This window comes from Streptomyces sp. ID05-39B (genome assembly GCF_033794725.1).
GTDB classification, from domain to species: Bacteria; Actinomycetota; Actinomycetes; order Streptomycetales; family Streptomycetaceae; genus Streptomyces; species Streptomyces bobili.
Genome location: NZ_JARGEF010000037.1, coordinates 16,633 through 32,799, shown reverse-complemented (window position 1 = coordinate 32,799; position 16,167 = coordinate 16,633). Strand labels below are relative to the sequence as shown.

General features: G+C 68.0%; 12 protein-coding genes and 1 pseudogene. 8 read left to right on the top strand and 5 right to left on the bottom strand.

What is annotated here, in order from left to right:
- The first annotated feature begins 456 nt into the window (after positions 1-456).
- Together pglW and pglX are read left to right on the top strand one after the other, a co-directional pair.
- The gene (gene pglW / locus P1P75_RS11540; RefSeq protein ID WP_319254231.1) at positions 457-5,187 is read left to right on the top strand and encodes a BREX system serine/threonine kinase PglW; all 4,731 of its coding nucleotides are present in this window, start codon (positions 457-459) and stop codon (positions 5,185-5,187) included.
- The gene (gene pglX, locus P1P75_RS11535; RefSeq protein WP_319254229.1) at positions 5,184-8,801 is read left to right on the top strand and encodes a BREX-2 system adenine-specific DNA-methyltransferase PglX; all 3,618 of its coding nucleotides are present in this window, start codon (positions 5,184-5,186) and stop codon (positions 8,799-8,801) included. Before pglW ends, pglX begins: the two co-directional genes overlap by 4 nt.
- On the opposite strand, the gene P1P75_RS11530 is transcribed toward pglX, so the two are convergent.
- A complete protein-coding gene (locus P1P75_RS11530; RefSeq protein WP_319254227.1) occupies positions 8,728-9,252 on the bottom strand; it encodes an ATP-binding protein in 525 nt (174 codons plus the stop codon). The two genes, pglX and P1P75_RS11530, sit on opposite strands and share 74 nt — an antisense overlap.
- Positions 9,253-9,480: 228 nt before the next feature.
- Between P1P75_RS11530 and P1P75_RS11525 the strand changes: the two genes are divergently transcribed.
- The 4 genes and pseudogenes from P1P75_RS11525 to P1P75_RS11510 all read left to right on the top strand — a co-directional run.
- The gene (locus P1P75_RS11525) at positions 9,481-10,311 is read left to right on the top strand and encodes a helix-turn-helix transcriptional regulator (protein ID WP_319254225.1); all 831 of its coding nucleotides are present in this window, start codon (positions 9,481-9,483) and stop codon (positions 10,309-10,311) included.
- Positions 10,308-10,502 (top strand): DUF397 domain-containing protein, encoded by a 195-nt coding sequence (locus tag P1P75_RS11520; protein ID WP_319254223.1) that lies wholly within the window; start codon positions 10,308-10,310, stop codon positions 10,500-10,502. Before P1P75_RS11525 ends, P1P75_RS11520 begins: the two co-directional genes overlap by 4 nt.
- A gap of 223 nt (positions 10,503-10,725) precedes the next feature.
- A complete protein-coding gene (locus P1P75_RS11515; RefSeq protein ID WP_319254222.1) occupies positions 10,726-11,601 on the top strand; it encodes a hypothetical protein in 876 nt (291 codons plus the stop codon).
- A gap of 8 nt (positions 11,602-11,609) precedes the next feature.
- Positions 11,610-11,759 (top strand): annotated as a pseudogene (locus tag P1P75_RS11510) (SAM-dependent methyltransferase); the annotation flags it as partial.
- A 53-nt stretch (positions 11,760-11,812) separates the two neighbouring features.
- Here the strand turns inward: P1P75_RS11510 and P1P75_RS11505 are convergent.
- Positions 11,813-12,451: a DUF6879 family protein gene (locus tag P1P75_RS11505; RefSeq protein ID WP_319254220.1), complete on the bottom strand. Its 639-nt coding sequence runs from the start codon at positions 12,449-12,451 to the stop codon at positions 11,813-11,815.
- Positions 12,444-12,713, bottom strand: coding sequence for a hypothetical protein (locus P1P75_RS11500; protein ID WP_319254218.1), 270 nt, complete (start codon positions 12,711-12,713; stop codon positions 12,444-12,446). Before P1P75_RS11500 ends, P1P75_RS11505 begins: the two co-directional genes overlap by 8 nt.
- 254 nt (positions 12,714-12,967) lie before the next feature.
- Here P1P75_RS11500 and P1P75_RS11495 point away from each other — a divergent pair, with 254 nt between their 5' ends.
- Positions 12,968-13,378, top strand: coding sequence for a hypothetical protein (locus tag P1P75_RS11495; protein ID WP_319254216.1), 411 nt, complete (start codon positions 12,968-12,970; stop codon positions 13,376-13,378).
- A complete protein-coding gene (locus tag P1P75_RS11490) occupies positions 13,375-15,531 on the top strand; it encodes a tetratricopeptide repeat protein (protein ID WP_319254214.1) in 2,157 nt (718 codons plus the stop codon). Before P1P75_RS11495 ends, P1P75_RS11490 begins: the two co-directional genes overlap by 4 nt.
- A gap of 37 nt (positions 15,532-15,568) precedes the next feature.
- Here P1P75_RS11490 and P1P75_RS11485 read toward each other — a convergent pair whose 3' ends face one another.
- Positions 15,569-15,826: a Txe/YoeB family addiction module toxin gene (locus P1P75_RS11485; RefSeq protein WP_055511941.1), complete on the bottom strand. Its 258-nt coding sequence runs from the start codon at positions 15,824-15,826 to the stop codon at positions 15,569-15,571.
- Positions 15,823-16,095 (bottom strand): type II toxin-antitoxin system Phd/YefM family antitoxin, encoded by a 273-nt coding sequence (locus tag P1P75_RS11480; protein ID WP_319254208.1) that lies wholly within the window; start codon positions 16,093-16,095, stop codon positions 15,823-15,825. Before P1P75_RS11480 ends, P1P75_RS11485 begins: the two co-directional genes overlap by 4 nt.
- Between the last annotated feature and the right edge of the window lie 72 nt (positions 16,096-16,167).

The window sequence follows — 16,167 nt, the reverse complement described above, 5'->3', positions numbered from 1 at the left end:
CGCAGTCGCACCGCGTACAGCACGCGGTGGAGACCACTCGTCGCTCATCGCCGAGGACCGGCACCTGGAACACCGCCGACGTACCCTCCGGGAAGGTGCGCAGCGGGTAACCACGTTAGTGCACGCGCCAGTTGACGCGGATCGGTTTTGGGCGCCGCAGTGTGTCCGCCCCGGCGTCACACGAGAGGGCGCTGGACGGGACGCCGTCGATCACGATGGCCTCTGCTGTGCGGAGTTTGCGCAATTTCACCTGAGGGGATGGGTGAGGCTCCAGAATATGTGTGGTCCACACAGCACAAGTCGCTGAATTCAGGCGATAAGGGTGGAATATCCCGTACTCCCGTCCTTCACCGTCTCTTTTCGTGGCACGGCCAGCCACTAGGATCTGGACCCTGGGGCTGACCAGGTCATGGGGAAACGGCGGCCCTTGCAGGACACGAGGAGCGGGGAACAGGCATGCGGGAAGGCCGGTGGGTCACGGTCACCGAGTCCGAGTTCGATCACGAGCGCCGTGGCCTGGAGGCGATCCGTGAGCGGCTGCCGGACTCCGACCCCTGGCGTGCCTGGTCGAACTTCACCTTCACCGCGAACACCGGTCACGTGCGGGAGGTCGACCTCCTGGTCGTCACTCCCGGCGGCGTCTGCATGATCGAACTGAAGGACTGGCACGGCTCGGTCGCGTCCGAGAACGGCACCTGGGTGCAGACCACTCCCGGCGGTCGCCGCCGGACGCACGGCAACCCGCTGCACCTGGTCAACCGCAAGGCCAAGGAACTGGCCGGCCTGCTCGCGCTGCCCGGCGGCAGGCGCGTCTGGGTCGCCGAGGCCGTCTGCTTCACGGACAACGGCCTTCGTGTACGCCTGCCCGCCCATGACCAGAACGGCGTGTACACGGTCCACCAGCTGGTCGAGATGCTCAAGCAGCCTCCGCGTGACGAGCGGGGCCGCATCACGGCGATCGGCTCGCGCGAGATCGAGGCGGCCCTCAAGAGCGTCGGCATCCGCAAGAGCGACGCGCAGTACAAGGTCGGCCCGTACGAGTTGGAGCGGAAGTCCTTCGACTCCGGTCCCACCTGGGCGGACTATCTGGCCCGTCACAGTGATCTCCCCGAGGCCGCCCGCGTCCGCATCTACCTCAGCGAGCGCGGCTCGGACGCCTCGCTGCGCCAGTCCGTCGAGAACGCCGCCCGGCGCGAGGCCGCGGTGCTGGGCCGTTTCAAGCACCCGGGCGTGGTCGAACTCAAGCAGTACTTCCCCTCCGGGCACGCGGCCGGCCCCGCGCTGATCTTCGACTACCACCCGGACACCCTGAAGCTGGACGAGTACCTGGTCCAGTACGGCGAGAAGCTGGACATCCTCGGCCGGATGGCGCTGGTCCGCCAGCTCGCCGAGACCATGCGCTCCGCGCACTCCAGCCGCATCCACCACCGGGCGCTCGCCGCCCGCTCCGTGCTCGTCGTCCCCCGGCCGCGCGGCGGGAAGGGCCGGGCGGTGGGGGAGGAGGCCGCCTGGCTCACCCCGCACCTGCAGATCTCCGACTGGCAGATCGCCACCCAGCGCAGCGGCGACTCCTCCCAGGGCCAGGGCATGACCCGCTTCGCGCCGACCGCCCTGTCCGCGATGCACCTGGCGGACGACGCGGACGCCTACCTCGCCCCCGAACTCACCGCCCTCAATCCCGACCCGGTCCATCTCGACGTGTACGGGCTCGGCGTCCTCACCTACCTGCTGGTCACCGGCAAGGCCCCGGCCGCCAGCCAGGCCGAGCTGCTGGCCCGCCTGGAGGCGGGGGAGGGCCTGCGCCCCAGCTCCCTGGTGGACGGCCTGTCGGAGGACGTGGACGACCTGGTGCAGGCCGCCACCGCCTACCGCCCCGGCCAGCGCCTTTCCAGCGTGGACGAGTTCCTGGAGCTGCTGGAGGTCGTCGAGGACTCCCTCACCGCCCCGGCCCAGGCCGCCACCGCCACGGAGGGGCCCGGCGACGAGGACGACCCGGCCGCCGCCGACAAGGACCCGCTGGAGGCCGTCGCCGGTGACGTGTTCGCCGACCGGTGGGAGATCCGCCGCCGCCTCGGCACCGGCTCCACCAGCCGCGCCTTCCTCGTCCGCGATCTTCAGGCCGAGGCCCGTAGGACCCGCCCGTTGGCCGTGCTGAAGGTCGCCCTCTCCGACAGCCGCAGTGAGATCCTCGCCCGCGAGGCCGAGGCCATGGGACGCCTGCGCCCCCATTCCGGCATCATCCGCCTCGTCGAACCCGAGCCGCTGCACATCGGCGGCCGTACCGTCCTGGCCCTGGAGTACGTCGGTGACGAACGCGACGACGGCGGACCGGGCACGGAGGGCGGCGCACGTCCGCGCCGCCGCGAGGAGACCGTCGCCCGTCAGCTCCGCGAGAACGGCCGCCTCCAGGTCGATCAGCTGGAGGCGTACGGCGACTACCTCTTCGGCGCCGTCGACTTCCTGGAGGGCGAGGGCGTCTGGCATCGCGACATCAAGCCCGACAACATCGCCATCCGTATCCGCCCCAACCGCACGCGCGAACTCGTCCTCATCGACTTCTCCCTCGCCGGCTACCCGGCGAAGAGCACCAACGCGGGCACCGACGGCTATCTCGACCCCTTCGTCGACGTCATCACCCGCGGCTCGTACGACTCGCACGCCGAGCGGTACGCCGTCGCCGTCACCCTGCATCAGATGGCCTCCGGTGAGCTGCCCAAGTGGGGCGACGGCAGTGTCCTGCCGCGCATGACCGACGCGAAGGAGTGGCTGTACCCGACCATCGCGGCCGAGGCCTTCGACCCGGCCGTACGGGACGGTCTCGTCGCCTTCTTCCAGAAGGCCCTGCACCGCGAGGCGGGCAAGCGGTTCCCCGAGCTGAAGCCGATGCGGGACGCCTGGCGCAAGGTCTTCCTCGACGCCTCCCGGACCGTTCCGTCCAGCCACCGTTCCCGCCACCCGGCCGCCGCGGCCATGGGGGAGGGGTCACCCGCCGAGGCCGTCGCCGCGGCGGCGATCGCGGACGCCGAGCCGGAGACCGCCGAGCAGCAGCGCGACCGCCTAGCCGCCGAGGTCACCGGGGACACCCCACTGACCGTCTCCGGTCTCACGCCCGCCGCCCAGTCGTTCCTGTACGGCCTCGGCATCACGTCGGTCGGCGAACTGCTCGACTACAGCCGCCGCAAGCTCGTCAACGCCCCAGGCCTCGGCGCCAAGACCCGCAACGAGGTCCAGAAGCGGCAGCGCGAGTGGGGCGAGCGGCTGCGCGAGATCCCCGTCTCCCCGCTCACACCGAAGGGCCGGGCGGAGGCCAGGGAGGAGCTGGAGCAGCTCACCGCCGCCGAGTCGGCCCTCGTCGGCGAACTCGCCACGGGCGAGTCGGCGGGCGCGCTGTCCCCCCGTACGCTCCGTTCCGTCAGCCTCGACACCCTCGCCACCGTCTTCGTGCCCGCCGTCAACAACAACGGCTCCAACCGCAACAAGGCGGAGATGGTACGGCTGTTGCTGCGCCTGCCCGACGAGCACGGCGTGCTGCCCGACATCGGGGTGTGGCCGAAGCAGAAGGACGTCGCGGACGCGCTCGCCCTGAGCCACGGCCGTATCCCGCAGATGCTCAAGGACGAGCGCAAGCGCTGGAAGGCGGAGCCCGCCGTCCAGGCACTGCGCGAGGAGATCATCGACCTGCTGCTGAGCATGGGCCGGGTCGCCTCGGCGGTGGAGATCGCGGACGCCCTGGCGGTCCGGCGCGGCACGCATCTCGCGGGGCGCGAGCAGCGGCGGGCCATGGCGCTGGCGGCCGTACGGGCCGTGGTCGAGGTCGAGCAACTGCTGCCGCAGGAAGCCGAGTTCCTGCACCAGCCGAACCGCAAGGCGACGGACGAGTCCCTGGGCGCCGGCCTGCTCGCGCTTGACGTGCGGGAGAGCGACGGCCCGGACACCCCGACCGCGCCGGGCCTGCTGGAGTACGCGACCCGCCTCGGCAAGACGGCCGACCGGCTCGCCAAGCTGGACACCCTGCCGACGGCCGCGACCGTCCTGGCCGAGCTGGGCGCGCTGACGGTGCCGCCGGGCACGGTGGACTGGGACGAGCGGCGCATGGTGGAGCTGGCGGCCGCGGCCTCCGTGAACGCCGCCGCCACGCCACGCCTGGAGATCTACTCGCGTGACCTGCCGCTGGTCAGGGCGCTGCGTCTCACGCAGGCGGGGCTCGTCCGCTGGACCCCGGGGATGCCGGAAGGACAACAGCCGGGGCTGACCGGCGAGGCCGTGCACGAGCGGGTCCGGGCTCGCTTCCCGGAGATGGTCGTCCCCGACGGGCACGGTGGCACGACCCACGAACTGCCCACGGGCGGCCCGCTCACCAAGGCGCTGCGCGACGCCGGCTTCGAACTCTCGCTCAGCATGCACGAACGCGACGGCATCCTGCGCTACCTGCCGACCCGGGTGGACGACGCCTCCAGCTACCTGACGACGGGTGCGTGGCGGCAGTCCACCCGTACGGGCGCGGTGACGCGGTACGCCGACGACCCGCAGCTCGCGGGCGCGGTACGCGCGGAGGAACGGCTGCTCGCGTCGGCCCGCCGGGACGGGTACCGGGTGCTGACCGTACGGCAGCAGTTGGTGCGGGACGCGGTGCGGGAACTGGGCGCCGAGCGGCTGGGCGCGGACGCGGTGTCGGTGACGGAGCTGTTCCTGGAGGCCCTGCACGCGCAGGTCACACCGGGCACCAAGCCCACCTGGGAGACCCTGCTCAAGGCGGACGCCGCCGAGCCGGGTTCGAAGGGCGCGGTGCGCTTCGCGGAGTACACGCGGACGGCGTGGGGCGCGGTGGAGCCCCGGATCGCGGAACTGTTGGGCGACGGTGGGGGTGGGGGTGGCGGGGCGGTTCCTGCCGGCCCTGCCGGTCCTGTGCTGCTGACGGAGGCCGGGGTGTTCGCCCGCTACGACGCGATGGGCGTCCTGGACCGGCTGGCTTCGGCGGCCCGGCGGGGCGGGCGGGGGCTGTGGCTCCTCGTCCCGCAGAGCGACCCCTCGCGCGAACCCCGGCTCGGGCAGGTGGCCGTGCCGTACCAGGCCGGCCTGGGGGAGTGGATTCAGCTTCCGGACACGTGGGTGGGCAACGCCCATCGCGGGTCCGGCGAGGTGGTGGCGAGTATGAGTGCCAGTGGTGTCGAGGGAGACGTCAAGTGATCGACCGCAAGGCTCTGTTGAACGACCTGAAGCAGCAGGTCAAGGCGGTCGAGACCGACCTCGGGCGCCAGGTGAAGGCGCTGGGGGACGTCGGCGCGCGCCTGAGGGCCGAGTACGACCAGGCGCGCAAGCTCGGGCGTACGGCGGCGACGTGGACCTCGTGGCTGGACGAGCGGGTCACCCAGGTCGCGGTGGCGTGGGTGCTGGGGTCGGTGTTCGTACGGTTCTGCGAGGACAACCGGCTGATCCCGGAGCCGTACCTGACGGGGCCGGACGGTGACCGTCGGGAACTGGCGGAGTCACGGTACGACGCGTACGTGGAGACGGACGAGGACCCGACGTACCGGGGGTGGCTGGAGAAGGCCTTCGAGGAACTGGGGCAGGGGCAGGCGGGACGGCTGCTCTTCGACAAGCGGCACAACCCGCTGTACCAGGTTCCGCTGTCGCATGACGGTGCACGGGAGCTGGTCGAGTTCTGGCGGGGGAGGGACGAGGCGGGCGTCCTCGTCCACGACTTCACCGACCCGCTGAACGAGGACGGTACGGAGGGGTGGGACACGCGGTTCCTGGGGGATCTGTACCAGGACCTGAGCGAGGCCGCCCGGAAGACGTACGCGCTGCTCCAGACACCGGAGTTCGTGGAGGAGTTCATCCTCGACCGGACGATGAACCCGGCTGTGCGGGAGTTCGGGTACGAGGAACTGAAGATGATCGACCCCACGTGTGGGTCGGGGCACTTTGTGCTGGGGGCGTTTCGGCGGTTGGTTCGGCTGTGGGGGGAGGGGCAGCCGGGGAAGGATGTGCACGAGCGGGTGCGGGCTGCGCTGGACTCGGTACACGGGGTGGATATCAATCCGTTCGCGGTGGCTATTGCTCGGTTCCGGCTGCTGGTTGCGGCTATGGCGGCTAGTGGGGTGCGGACGCTGGGGGAGGCTGCGAAGTATGAGTGGCCGATGCACCTGGCAGTAGGGGACTCGCTGATCAAGGCTCGTCGTTCTCAGCAGGACAACCTGTTCGGAGAAGCAGACGCGGGTCTCGTAGACGAGTTGGCCGAGTTCAAGTACGCCACGGAGGACGTGCACGAGTACCAGGACATCCTGCGGCCGGGACACTTCCACGTGGTCGCCGGGAATCCGCCGTACATCACGGTCAAGGATAAGAAGATCAACGAGCTTTATCGTGATCTGTATTCGGCGTGCGCGGGCACATACGCGCTCTCGGTACCGTTTGCCCAGCGGTTCTTCGAACTGGCCAAGCGTGGGGATGCCGAGGGGCGTGGATACGGCCTGGTCGGGCAGATTACTGCTAATTCCTTCATGAAGCGCGAGTTTGGGACGAAGCTCATTGAGGGCTACTTCGCGCACGCAGTGGAGTTGACCGAGGTCGTCGACACGTCGGGTGCCTACATTCCGGGACATGGGACGCCTACGGTCATCCTGGTTGGTAAGCAGCGAGGTGGAGCTGGGCGATCGCCGGTCATTCGGACTGTCCGAAGTGTGCAGGGCGAACCTGCTGCGCCAGAGAACGCAGAGGAGGGTTCGGTCTGGCGAGCCATAGTCGAGCAGATCGACAAGCCGGGTTCGGCGAGCCAGTGGGTATCTGTGGACGACCTGGATCGAGCGCGATTCTTCGCCAAGAAGCCCTGGATCTTGACTGACGGCGGACTGGAGTTGGTGGACGCGCTGGCCACCGCTCGTGTTTCAGTGCTCAAGTCGCACATCGTCCGGATCGGATTCTATGGAGATACTCACGCGGACGATGCTATGGCGATGCCTGCTCGGACACTTAAGTATCGCAGTGCTGAGTCGGAGTTCGTTAGGAACCTCGGTGTTGGAGACGAGGTCCGGGACTATGTGATCGCTGACGGCAACTGTGTGATTCATCCATACGACTCGAGGCGTTCCGCCGCGCCCCTCAACGCAATGCCGAGTATCGCGCGTCTGCTGTGGCCGAGCCGGACCGAGTTGGGTAACCGCTCGACGTTCTCAGGAGCAACCTACTTCAGAGATGGTCGGCCGTGGTGGGAGTGGCATCAATTGCCCAAGGATATGGGTGCGCATCCTTGGTCTCTTAATTTCGCTTTCGTCGCCACACATAATCACGTGGTACTGGACCGCAGTGGGCGTGCCTTCACCAGGACCGCGCCCGTGATCAAGTTGCGAGAGGGGGCGAGTGAGGACGACCACCTTCGGCTACTTGGACTGCTCAACAGCTCCACAGCTGGATTCTGGCTCAAGATGGTCAGCCATGACAAAGGTAGCCAGTCGGGTACAGGTGGCTTCATGCATGATGAGTGGGAGAGGTTTTACGAATTCACTGGCACCAAAGTTCAAGAGTTCCCTCTCCCTGCCGAGTATCCTGCAGATCTTGCTGCGATGCTGGACGTACTCGCTCAGGAGCTAATAGCTGCCAGCCCGTCGGAAATCGTTAGACAGGGTACCCCCAATTCTCTAGCTCTGCGTGAAGCAAGAGAGCGTTGGGAATCGACTCGGCGCCGCATGATTGCACTTCAAGAAGAGCTGGACTGGCAAGTTTATTCGTTTTACGGTCTGCATTCTGAAGATTTGCGCACCCTTGACGCCTCTGCTATTCCTGAAGTGAATCTCGGTGAACGTGCTTTTGAGATCATTCTAGGCCGCCGGGTGGCTACTGACGCCAAGGCGACCGTGTGGTTCGAGCGACATAATTCGGTGGCTATCACAGAAATCCCCAACCATTGGCCGGCTCCCTATCGTGAGATGGTGCAGAAGCGGATTGATGTAATAGAGTCAAACCGTGCCATCAATATGATCGAGCGCCCCGAATACAAGCGTCGCTGGGCCACCGAGGGCTGGGACGCGCTCCAGGGCAAGGCCCTGCGCTCCTGGTTGCTCGACCGTATGGAGAACCGCGACTACTGGTTCGACGAGAACGGTCAGCCCACCATTCTCACGCTGGCCCGTCTCACAGATGCGCTCTCGCGCGACGAGGACTTCGTCTCCGTCGCCAAGCTCTACGCGCCCCGCAAGGAACTCGCCAAGGTCGTCGCCGAGCTGATCACCGACGAGCACGTGCCGTTCCTGCCAGCCCTGCGCTACAAGCCCTCCGGCCTCAAGAAGCGCGCCGACTGGGAAGAGGTGTGGGACCTCCAGCGCAAGGAGGATGCCGCACCCGACGAGCCCGCCAAGCGGAAGATCCGGGACTCCATCCCCGTGCCGCCGAAGTACACCTCGGCCGACTTCCTCCGCCCGTCCTACTGGAGGGCTCGCGGCAAGCTCGACGTGCCCAAGGAGCGGTTCATCTCCTATGGGCAGACCAACGCGCCCACCCCCGAGCTGTACGGGTGGGCCGGCTGGGACCACCGAGAGCAGGCGCAGGCGCTTGCCACGTACTTCACCAACACCGTGCTGTCCACCGAGGAGATCACGCCGTTTCTCGCCGGCCTGCTGGAACTCCAGCCGTGGCTGTCCCAGTGGCACAACGAGTTCGACATGCTCTACAGCGGCTCCCCGGCGGACTTCTTCGCCGGTTACCGCCAGCAGAAGCAGGGCGAGCACGGACTCACTGACGACGACCTCCGGGACTGGCGTCCTCAGGCCGCGACCCGAGGTCGTCGCGCAGCAGTGAAGCAGTAGCCAGGAGTAGATCGAGATCCGTCGGTTCAGGGGCCACCCGGTGTGTGAGCGGGTGGCCCTGGGTTCGCACGCACAGCTCCGCCCACACGGTCTTGCCCGGGGCGGCCTGGCGAGGGGTGACGCCCCAGTCGTCCGCGAGGGCGGCGACGAGCAGCAGGCCCCGGCCGGACTCCGAAAGCGAGTCGGTCGCCGGGGGGCTTGTCGGGGGCTGTTTCTCTGCTCGGGTGTCAGTCACCTCGATGCGGAAGGTGCCCTCGATCAGGGTGAGTTGTAGGTGGAAGTCCCGGCCGGGGACGTGGCCGTGGCGTACGGCGTTGGCGGTGAGTTCTGCCGTGATGAGGGTGAGCGTCTCGTTGGCCGGGGTCGTGTAGGGGTGGCCCCAGTCGTTCACCCGGTGCGACACGAGTCGGCGTGCGAGGCGGGCACCACGAGGGGTCGAGGTGAAACGCATGGTGAACTCGTGTGCGGGTGCAGGGTGCTGTGGCATATGCCCGTTCGGGGGAGTTGCTGACTTCATAGGGTCAACGGTTGCGGACTCTGTGTAGCGTTGACCAGGAGCGATGCGCTGACGAGTACGGGCTGTACACGCGGGCGGTGCGCTTGTACGTGGTGTCGGGCGTGACCGGTTTCCCGAGTCCTGAGTTGGCGGATCGGGTGGTTGTACGAGAGGAGCTGCGGCGTGGACGACGAGGTTCAGCAGCCGGAGTACGAGGTCGGGACGGGCATGCTGTTCGTGTTCGGGCGGCAGTTGAAACTGTTCCGGGAGCGGGCGGGCATGGACCGGGCGAGGCTCGGGTCGCTGACCGGGTACTCGGCCTCGACGATCGCGTCGTTCGAGCAAGCGAGACGTATTGCACCGCCGAAGTTCATCGACCAGGCCGATGAAGTGCTGGAGGCGGGTGGGGTGTTGAGCGCGAGCAAGGAGGAGGTGGCTCGGGCTCAGTATCCGGCGTTCTTTCGGGATGCGGCCAAGTTGGAGGCCGAGGCCGTTGAACTTCATGTGTATGCGAACCAGGGGGTGCCTGGACTCTTGCAGTCCGAAGAGTATGCGCGGGCAGTGTTCACCAACTGGCGGCCCCTGCTCCATGAGGACGTGGTCGAGCAGAGGGTGACGGCGCGCCTGGCTCGGCAGGAGATCTTCTGTCGGACGCAGTTGCCCACCATCAGTTTCGTCGTCGAGGAGTCTGTCCTGCGTAGGCCTCTGGGTGGGTGGGGCGTCATGCGCGGGCAGTTGGAGCAGATCCTGCTCCATGGCCAGCGGCGTAACGTGGAGATCCAGGTGCTGCCGACGGAGCGGGACGAGCACGCCGGAATGGCTGGTCCGTTCACCTTGATCGAGACGAAGGAAGGGCGGAGGATCGCGTACGTGGAGGCTCAGCAGGACAGTCGCCTCTACACGGCGCGGAAGCCCGTCCGGGAGATCGAGGAGCAGTACGGACTCCTTCGGGCTCAAGCGCTCACTCCGCGCGAGTCGCTGGCCTTCGTCGAGAAATTGCTTGGAGAGAGATGAACGTCGAACAGCCTGTACCTGAGTCAGCCTGGTGCAAGAGCAGTTACAGCAGTGGGGCTGGAGGCGAATGCGTCGAGGTCGCCACCCGCCCCGCCAGGGTCCACGTCCGCGACTCGAAGGACACAACCCGCGCCGCACTTGCCGTAGAACCCACGGCGTGGACCGCGTTCGTCGAGTTCGCGGCACTCTGACAGGGGTGGCAACGATGGCAGGGCCTTCCGGTGGGCATGTGCTTGCCGAGGGCCCTGCACAGGTCCGCCTCCCCGCCGCGGGTTCGCGACGGCACGTTGCCTTCTCAGGCGATGATCGGCATCGTCGTGGACGCAGCCCGGACCCTCCGCCACCCACGGCAATGCCCCAACTGCGCTGATGCAGTAGGCCTCTTGAAGCGCCACGCCACTGTAGATTTCTGCCATGAAACAGGGCAAAGAGATCGAGAACCCCGAGTCGCGCTTCTCCGCGGTGCTGGTGGGCGCGGCGAAGCTTCCGGGTGTGCGTATCAACAGGGAGGCGTACCTCCGCAGTGCGCTGGCTCGCCACTGCTCCGAGGATGAGATCCGAAGAGCGATAGAAGAGACCCCCGCTGCGGCGGGCATCACTGTCGAGGTTCTCGACAAGGTGGCCAACGACTCCATCCGCTTCGAATCCGCCAAGGTCAGCGCCCTTTCCGCCGCTGCCGGAATACCCGGCGTCTTCGCCCTTCCCGCCACTGTGCCCGCCGACCTGGCCCAGTACTTCGGCCACATGCTGCGTATCGCGCAGAAACTCGCGTACCTCTACAGCTGGCCCGATCTGTTCTCCGACGACGGCGATGACGTCGACGACGCGACCATGGGGGTGCTCACGCTGTTCTTCGGCGTGATGTTCGGCACCCAGTCGGCGAACGCCGCCGTGGGGAAGGTCGCCGGGATGATGTCGAAGCAGGTCGCCAAGAAGCTGCCGCAGAAGGCACTCACCAAGGGTGTCGTCTACCCGATGGTGAAAAAGGTCGCGGCTTACCTCGGCGTCCAGATGACAAAGCAGTCCTTCGCGAAGAGCGTCTCGAAGGCCATCCCCGTGGTCGGGGCCGTTGTGTCTGGCACGCTCACTCTTGCGACCTACCTCCCGATGGCCAAGAGGCTCAAGAAGCACCTCTCCAGCCTGCCGCTGGCGAACTCGTCAGAACAGGTGATGGACGGGGAGATCGTGGAAGGCGAAGTCGTGGAGGAACACGAGCCTCTCGCCACAGCCCACGCCGAACAGGCGGGCGCGGACGCCACTGCCATCAAACTGGAAGCACCTCAGTCCTGACGTCGCCGAGCGCCTTCACCTACCGCTACAGCTACCGGCCGGCCGTCCGGGAGCGCCTGCTCATCCGGGACGGGTTCGCCACGGCCGACGCGTGGGTCCTCGACGCGCCTCATCCCGGGCACATCGGGACGCTCCTCGTCCGCGCGGTCGCCCCGTGACGGACATGGTTGAGCGCGTCTTCGAGGGCTCGCTCGTCATCCCGGCCCGCTGATCACCGCGAACCGCGCAAGCCTGTCGAAGCACCGGATACCTGTGGCGGGGCCAGAGTGACGATCTCCCGGTCGAAGAAATCGTGGAACCCCTCACCACGCTCATAAAGCGTGTCGAATCCGGCGTTGGTTTCCCGGATCAGTGAGCGGTCGGTGTAGCGGTTGGCTCCGGCCGCGTTTCCGTCCTCGTCGTAGACGACCTCATACATGGCTGCATCGCCAAGAATGACTACTTCCGGAACCGGGCGACTCCGCTCGATGTTCGAAATATCGCGAGCGTCGATAATTCTGATGTCGTCGCCCAGGTCCACGCGTACGCGCAGGACGAACAACTCCCACTGCACATAGGGCGTGACCGGGAACTCCACGACGCGAAGGCGGCGGTGCGCGACGCCCAGTCGCGACGCCTTGCGGAGTTCCTCGGCGTAGTCCTCGCGCCTCTCCTCGGCCAGCGACAGAGCCCTCTCCCAGTCGCCGTCGGCGAAGGCCTCCCAGCTCGGGAAGCCGCGCTCCTTGAAGTGCTGGCCGCGCTCAAGCTTGTTGAGGAAGCCGATCCCGCCGGAGTAGATCCGGCTCAAGTCCGCGTGGTACGTGGAGCGGTCCAGGCGTTCGGAGGCGCCGCCGGGGAAGGAGTCAAACACTGGGGATGTCCGGCTTCGCCGCGATGAGCATGTTCCTGGGGATGACCACGAGGCGTTCGTCCGACCCGATCGAGACCCCGTCCGGCAGGTTCCTGCCGAGTGACTGGGTGAGGTCCCGGCCGATGACGGCGATGTCGCCGTTGGTGAGTTCCCACATGTCCGGGCAGTCAGGAGTGCCGGTTGTGTTTCCGAGTTCCTGGGGTGTTTTGCCCAGTCGCTGTTTGAAACCCGTGTCCGGATCCGCTTCCCATGGCCTGGCCATTTCCATCGCCCCCTCGATCGGTCGGGATGCCTCACTGTAGCCTGCACCTTGCTTGCCTGACCTGTGTGGGAACCGTCCCACAGGGGTAATGGCGAGGATTGATTCATCCTTGTCTCATGTCGCTCGGGGCTGGAATGATATTGACCGGAAGGAAAATCATGTCAACGCCTGACAGGTGACACTTTCCATCTGTGTCATCTGTGTCATCTGCGCGATCTGCGCCATCGGATAATCGGGTGAACGGAGGGGCGGCTGTGGATCCAGAAGTGGCCTTGCTCGCACAGAGCGCGGGGACCACCCTGGTCGCGTTGATGGCGACCGATGCCTGGCAGCATGCCCGTGACGGGGTCACGCGGCTCTGGCGCCGGACGCAACCCGAGCGCGCCGAGACCGTAGCCGCCGAGTGGGAGGCCGGTCGGGAGGACGTGCTGGCCGCCGTGGCGGCGGACGACCAGGAGACCCTGGACGAACTACGGCTCCAGTGGCAGGGGTTGGTGCGGCGGCTGCTCGTGGCCCGGCCTGCCGCCGTCGAGGAGCTGCGCGCACTGCTGGACCAACTCGATCCCGGTGGCTCGGCCGCCCGGCAGATCACCCAGCACGCCACCGCCTCCGGTCAGGCCCGGGTCTACCAAGCGGGACGTGACCAGCACATCGCAGAGCGATGACGGGCGGGACGGACGGCCACGCCGAGGACCAGGGACGTGTCTACCAGTCGCGGGGCGACCAGCACATCAACGAACACCACCACCACCACGGTGGTGACGAGCCGGAGCACGGCGGACCGGACTCGGTGCGACGCCCGGCGGTCGGCCGGCCCCCCGTCGCGCTCCGCGACCGTAGTGACGTGATGGAGCGTCTGCGGGCGAGCGTCGAGGCGGAGCGCGGCGGCCAGGTCTACGTGCTGTACGGCATGGGCGGCTCCGGCAAGACGGCGGTCGCCTGCGCCCTCTTCCAGGAAGTCACCAAAGAACAGGGCCGGGTGGGCCTGTGGGTCAACGCGTCCGACCGTGCGAGCCTGCGCGCCGGCATGCTCGCCGTAGCCGCAGACCGAGGAGCGGGCGACGGCGAACTGCTCGCCGCACGCAATGGCCTCAGACCCGCCGCCGACCTCGCCTGGACGTATCTCGACCGCTCCGCCGAACCCTGGTTGCTGGTCCTGGACAACACCGACGAGCCGGAGATCCTGCGGGACGGCGACTGGCTGCGGACCAGCCCGCGCGGCATCGTCCTGGTGACCACACGGCGAGCGGCGGCCCGGTGGTGGCCGGGCGCCGAGCTGCAGTACATCGGCGTACTGCCCCGAGAGGACGCCGCGCTCGTGCTGCGCGATCTCGCACCGCACAGCGGTACGACGGAGCAGGCGGCGCGGGTCGCGGACCGGCTCGGGCGGCTGCCCCTCGCCCTGACCCTGGCGGGCGGCTTCCTCTCCCACCAGGTCATCGACCCCTGGACGATGGACACCTACGGGGACCAGCTCGACGGAGACGAACGGGTCCAGCTGATCGACCGGGGAGCCGACGCGCTGTCCGAAGCGGACCCCCGGCATCTGGTCGGCCTGACCTGGCAGCTGACCCTCGACGCGTTCGAGGCGCGCGGGCTGCCCGAAGCGGCGGCCCTGCTCAGGCTGCTGGCCCGGTTCGCCGCCGAGCCGCTGCCACTGACCCTGCTCAACCACGCCGGCATCGGCGCCGTACTGCCTCGTGCCCGAACCGAGACAGCCCTCAGAGCCCTCCTGGACCAGTCGCTGTCCGAACTGGTCGACGCCGCCGGCGCGCGCTGCGTACAGAGTCACGGCATCCTGCTCGACAGCGTCTCGGCGGCGACCCCCGCGGACCTGGTGCCCGCCCTCGACACGACAGCCGTCCGGCTGCTCGACGCGGCCGTGCCCGGTGTACCCGACGCGGGTCCGCACGATCCGCGACTGCGCCTGCTGGTACCTCACGCGCTGGCCCTGCTGAGGCACATCGGCGGGCCGTCCGCCGCCGACGCCCTGGCCGTCGCGACGCGGCTGTCGGTCGCCCTGCACCGCACCGGTGACTACCTCTCCGCCTGGGAGACCGCCCGAAGCGCGGCGGACCTCGCACGGCGACTCCTCGGCGCGGACCACCGTACGGTCCTCGCCGCCCGCTCCAGAGCAGGGCGGGCACTGTTCCGGCTCGGCAGGTACGCCGAAGCCGAAGCGGCGCTCCGCGCGGTCCGGGACGCCCAGGAGCGCCTGTTCGGCGCCGACGACCCCGACACCACGGACAGCGGCTACGGCCTCCAGCTCGTGCTGGCGAACCTCGGCAGACGCGAGGAGTCCGTCGCGCTGCTCCGCGACACCGTCGCCGGGCGGCGCTCGGCGCTGGGCCCCGCGCATCCGCTCACCCTGCGGGCCCGCGCCAGCCTGCTGGAGATGCTGCCCGCCGCCGAAGTGGTCACCGAGGAAGGCGGCACACTGCTCACGCTGCCGTCGGAATGCGACCGGTTTCTCGGCCCCGACCACACCGTGACCCTGGGCGCCCGGCACAACCACGCGTGGGCGCTGTACCTCCTGGGCCGCTTCGACGAGGCCGACGGTGAGATCCGGCGGGTCGCCGAGACGTATGTGCGGCGCTTCGGGCCCGACCACCCGATCGTGCTCGCCGCCCGGCAACTCCTCTCCCGGACCAGGGTCGCGCTCGCACACGTGGAGGAGGGGATCGCGCTGATGACCGACGTCGTCGAGCGGCGGGAACGCGGCCTGGGCCCCGTACACCCCTTCACGGTCGCGAGCCGTCGGTTGCTGGACGAGTACCGATCGGGTCGATGGCGCCCGCCGCAGCCGTCCGGCGGATGACGCGGCGGGGTGTTCGGCGCGGTGGCGAGTGGTGGCCTCAGTAGTGGTAGCGGGCCTTGAGGATTTTGACTTCCTTTTCGTCCACCCGGTAGACGAGCCGGTGCTCGTCGTCGATCCGGCGTGACCAGTAGCCGGACAGGTCGCCCTTCAGGGGCTCCGGCTTGCCGATGCCGGTGAAGGGCGTGCGCTGGATCTCGGCGATCAGCCGGGTGATCCTGCGGGCCATGGCGCGGTCAGAGCCGAGCCAGAACAGGAAGTCCTCCCATCCGGCCGGGTCGAAGTGGACGCTCCTCACACGTCACCCGCCAGCTCTTCCAGCTCTGCCATGGTCCTGGTGACCACGGTCTCACCGGCCCTGTCCCGTGCGACGGCCTCCATGAGGCTGCGCGCGTTGGCGGGAGAGCGCAGCAGGTAGACGGTCTCCTGCCAGGAGTCGTAGTCCTCGGCGGACATCAGCACGGCGTCGCCGCTCTTGGAACTGATGCGTACAGGGGTGTGGTCGTCGTTGACGCGCTTGATGAGGGGGAAGAGGTCCTTGCGGGCCTCGCTGGCGCTTATGGTCATCTGCGGCAACCTCTCCTCGTGGTACTGGAAAATGGTACAGCAACGGTACGACATTCCGGTACGACTTGCGGA

Bases quoted from the DNA above. Each gene is read 5' to 3' on its own strand.
- pglW (WP_319254231.1), top strand. From the start codon at position 457: ATGCGGGAAGGCCGGTGGGTCACGGTCACCGAGTCCGAGTTCGATCAC.
- P1P75_RS11530 (WP_319254227.1), bottom strand. From the start codon at position 9,252: ATGCGTTTCACCTCGACCCCTCGTGGTGCCCGCCTCGCACGCCGACTC.
- P1P75_RS11520 (WP_319254223.1), top strand. From the start codon at position 10,308: ATGAACGTCGAACAGCCTGTACCTGAGTCAGCCTGGTGCAAGAGCAGT.
- P1P75_RS11515 (WP_319254222.1), top strand. From the start codon at position 10,726: ATGAAACAGGGCAAAGAGATCGAGAACCCCGAGTCGCGCTTCTCCGCG.
- P1P75_RS11500 (WP_319254218.1), bottom strand. From the start codon at position 12,713: ATGGCCAGGCCATGGGAAGCGGATCCGGACACGGGTTTCAAACAGCGA.
- P1P75_RS11490 (WP_319254214.1), top strand. From the start codon at position 13,375: ATGACGGGCGGGACGGACGGCCACGCCGAGGACCAGGGACGTGTCTAC.
- P1P75_RS11480 (WP_319254208.1), bottom strand. From the start codon at position 16,095: ATGACCATAAGCGCCAGCGAGGCCCGCAAGGACCTCTTCCCCCTCATC.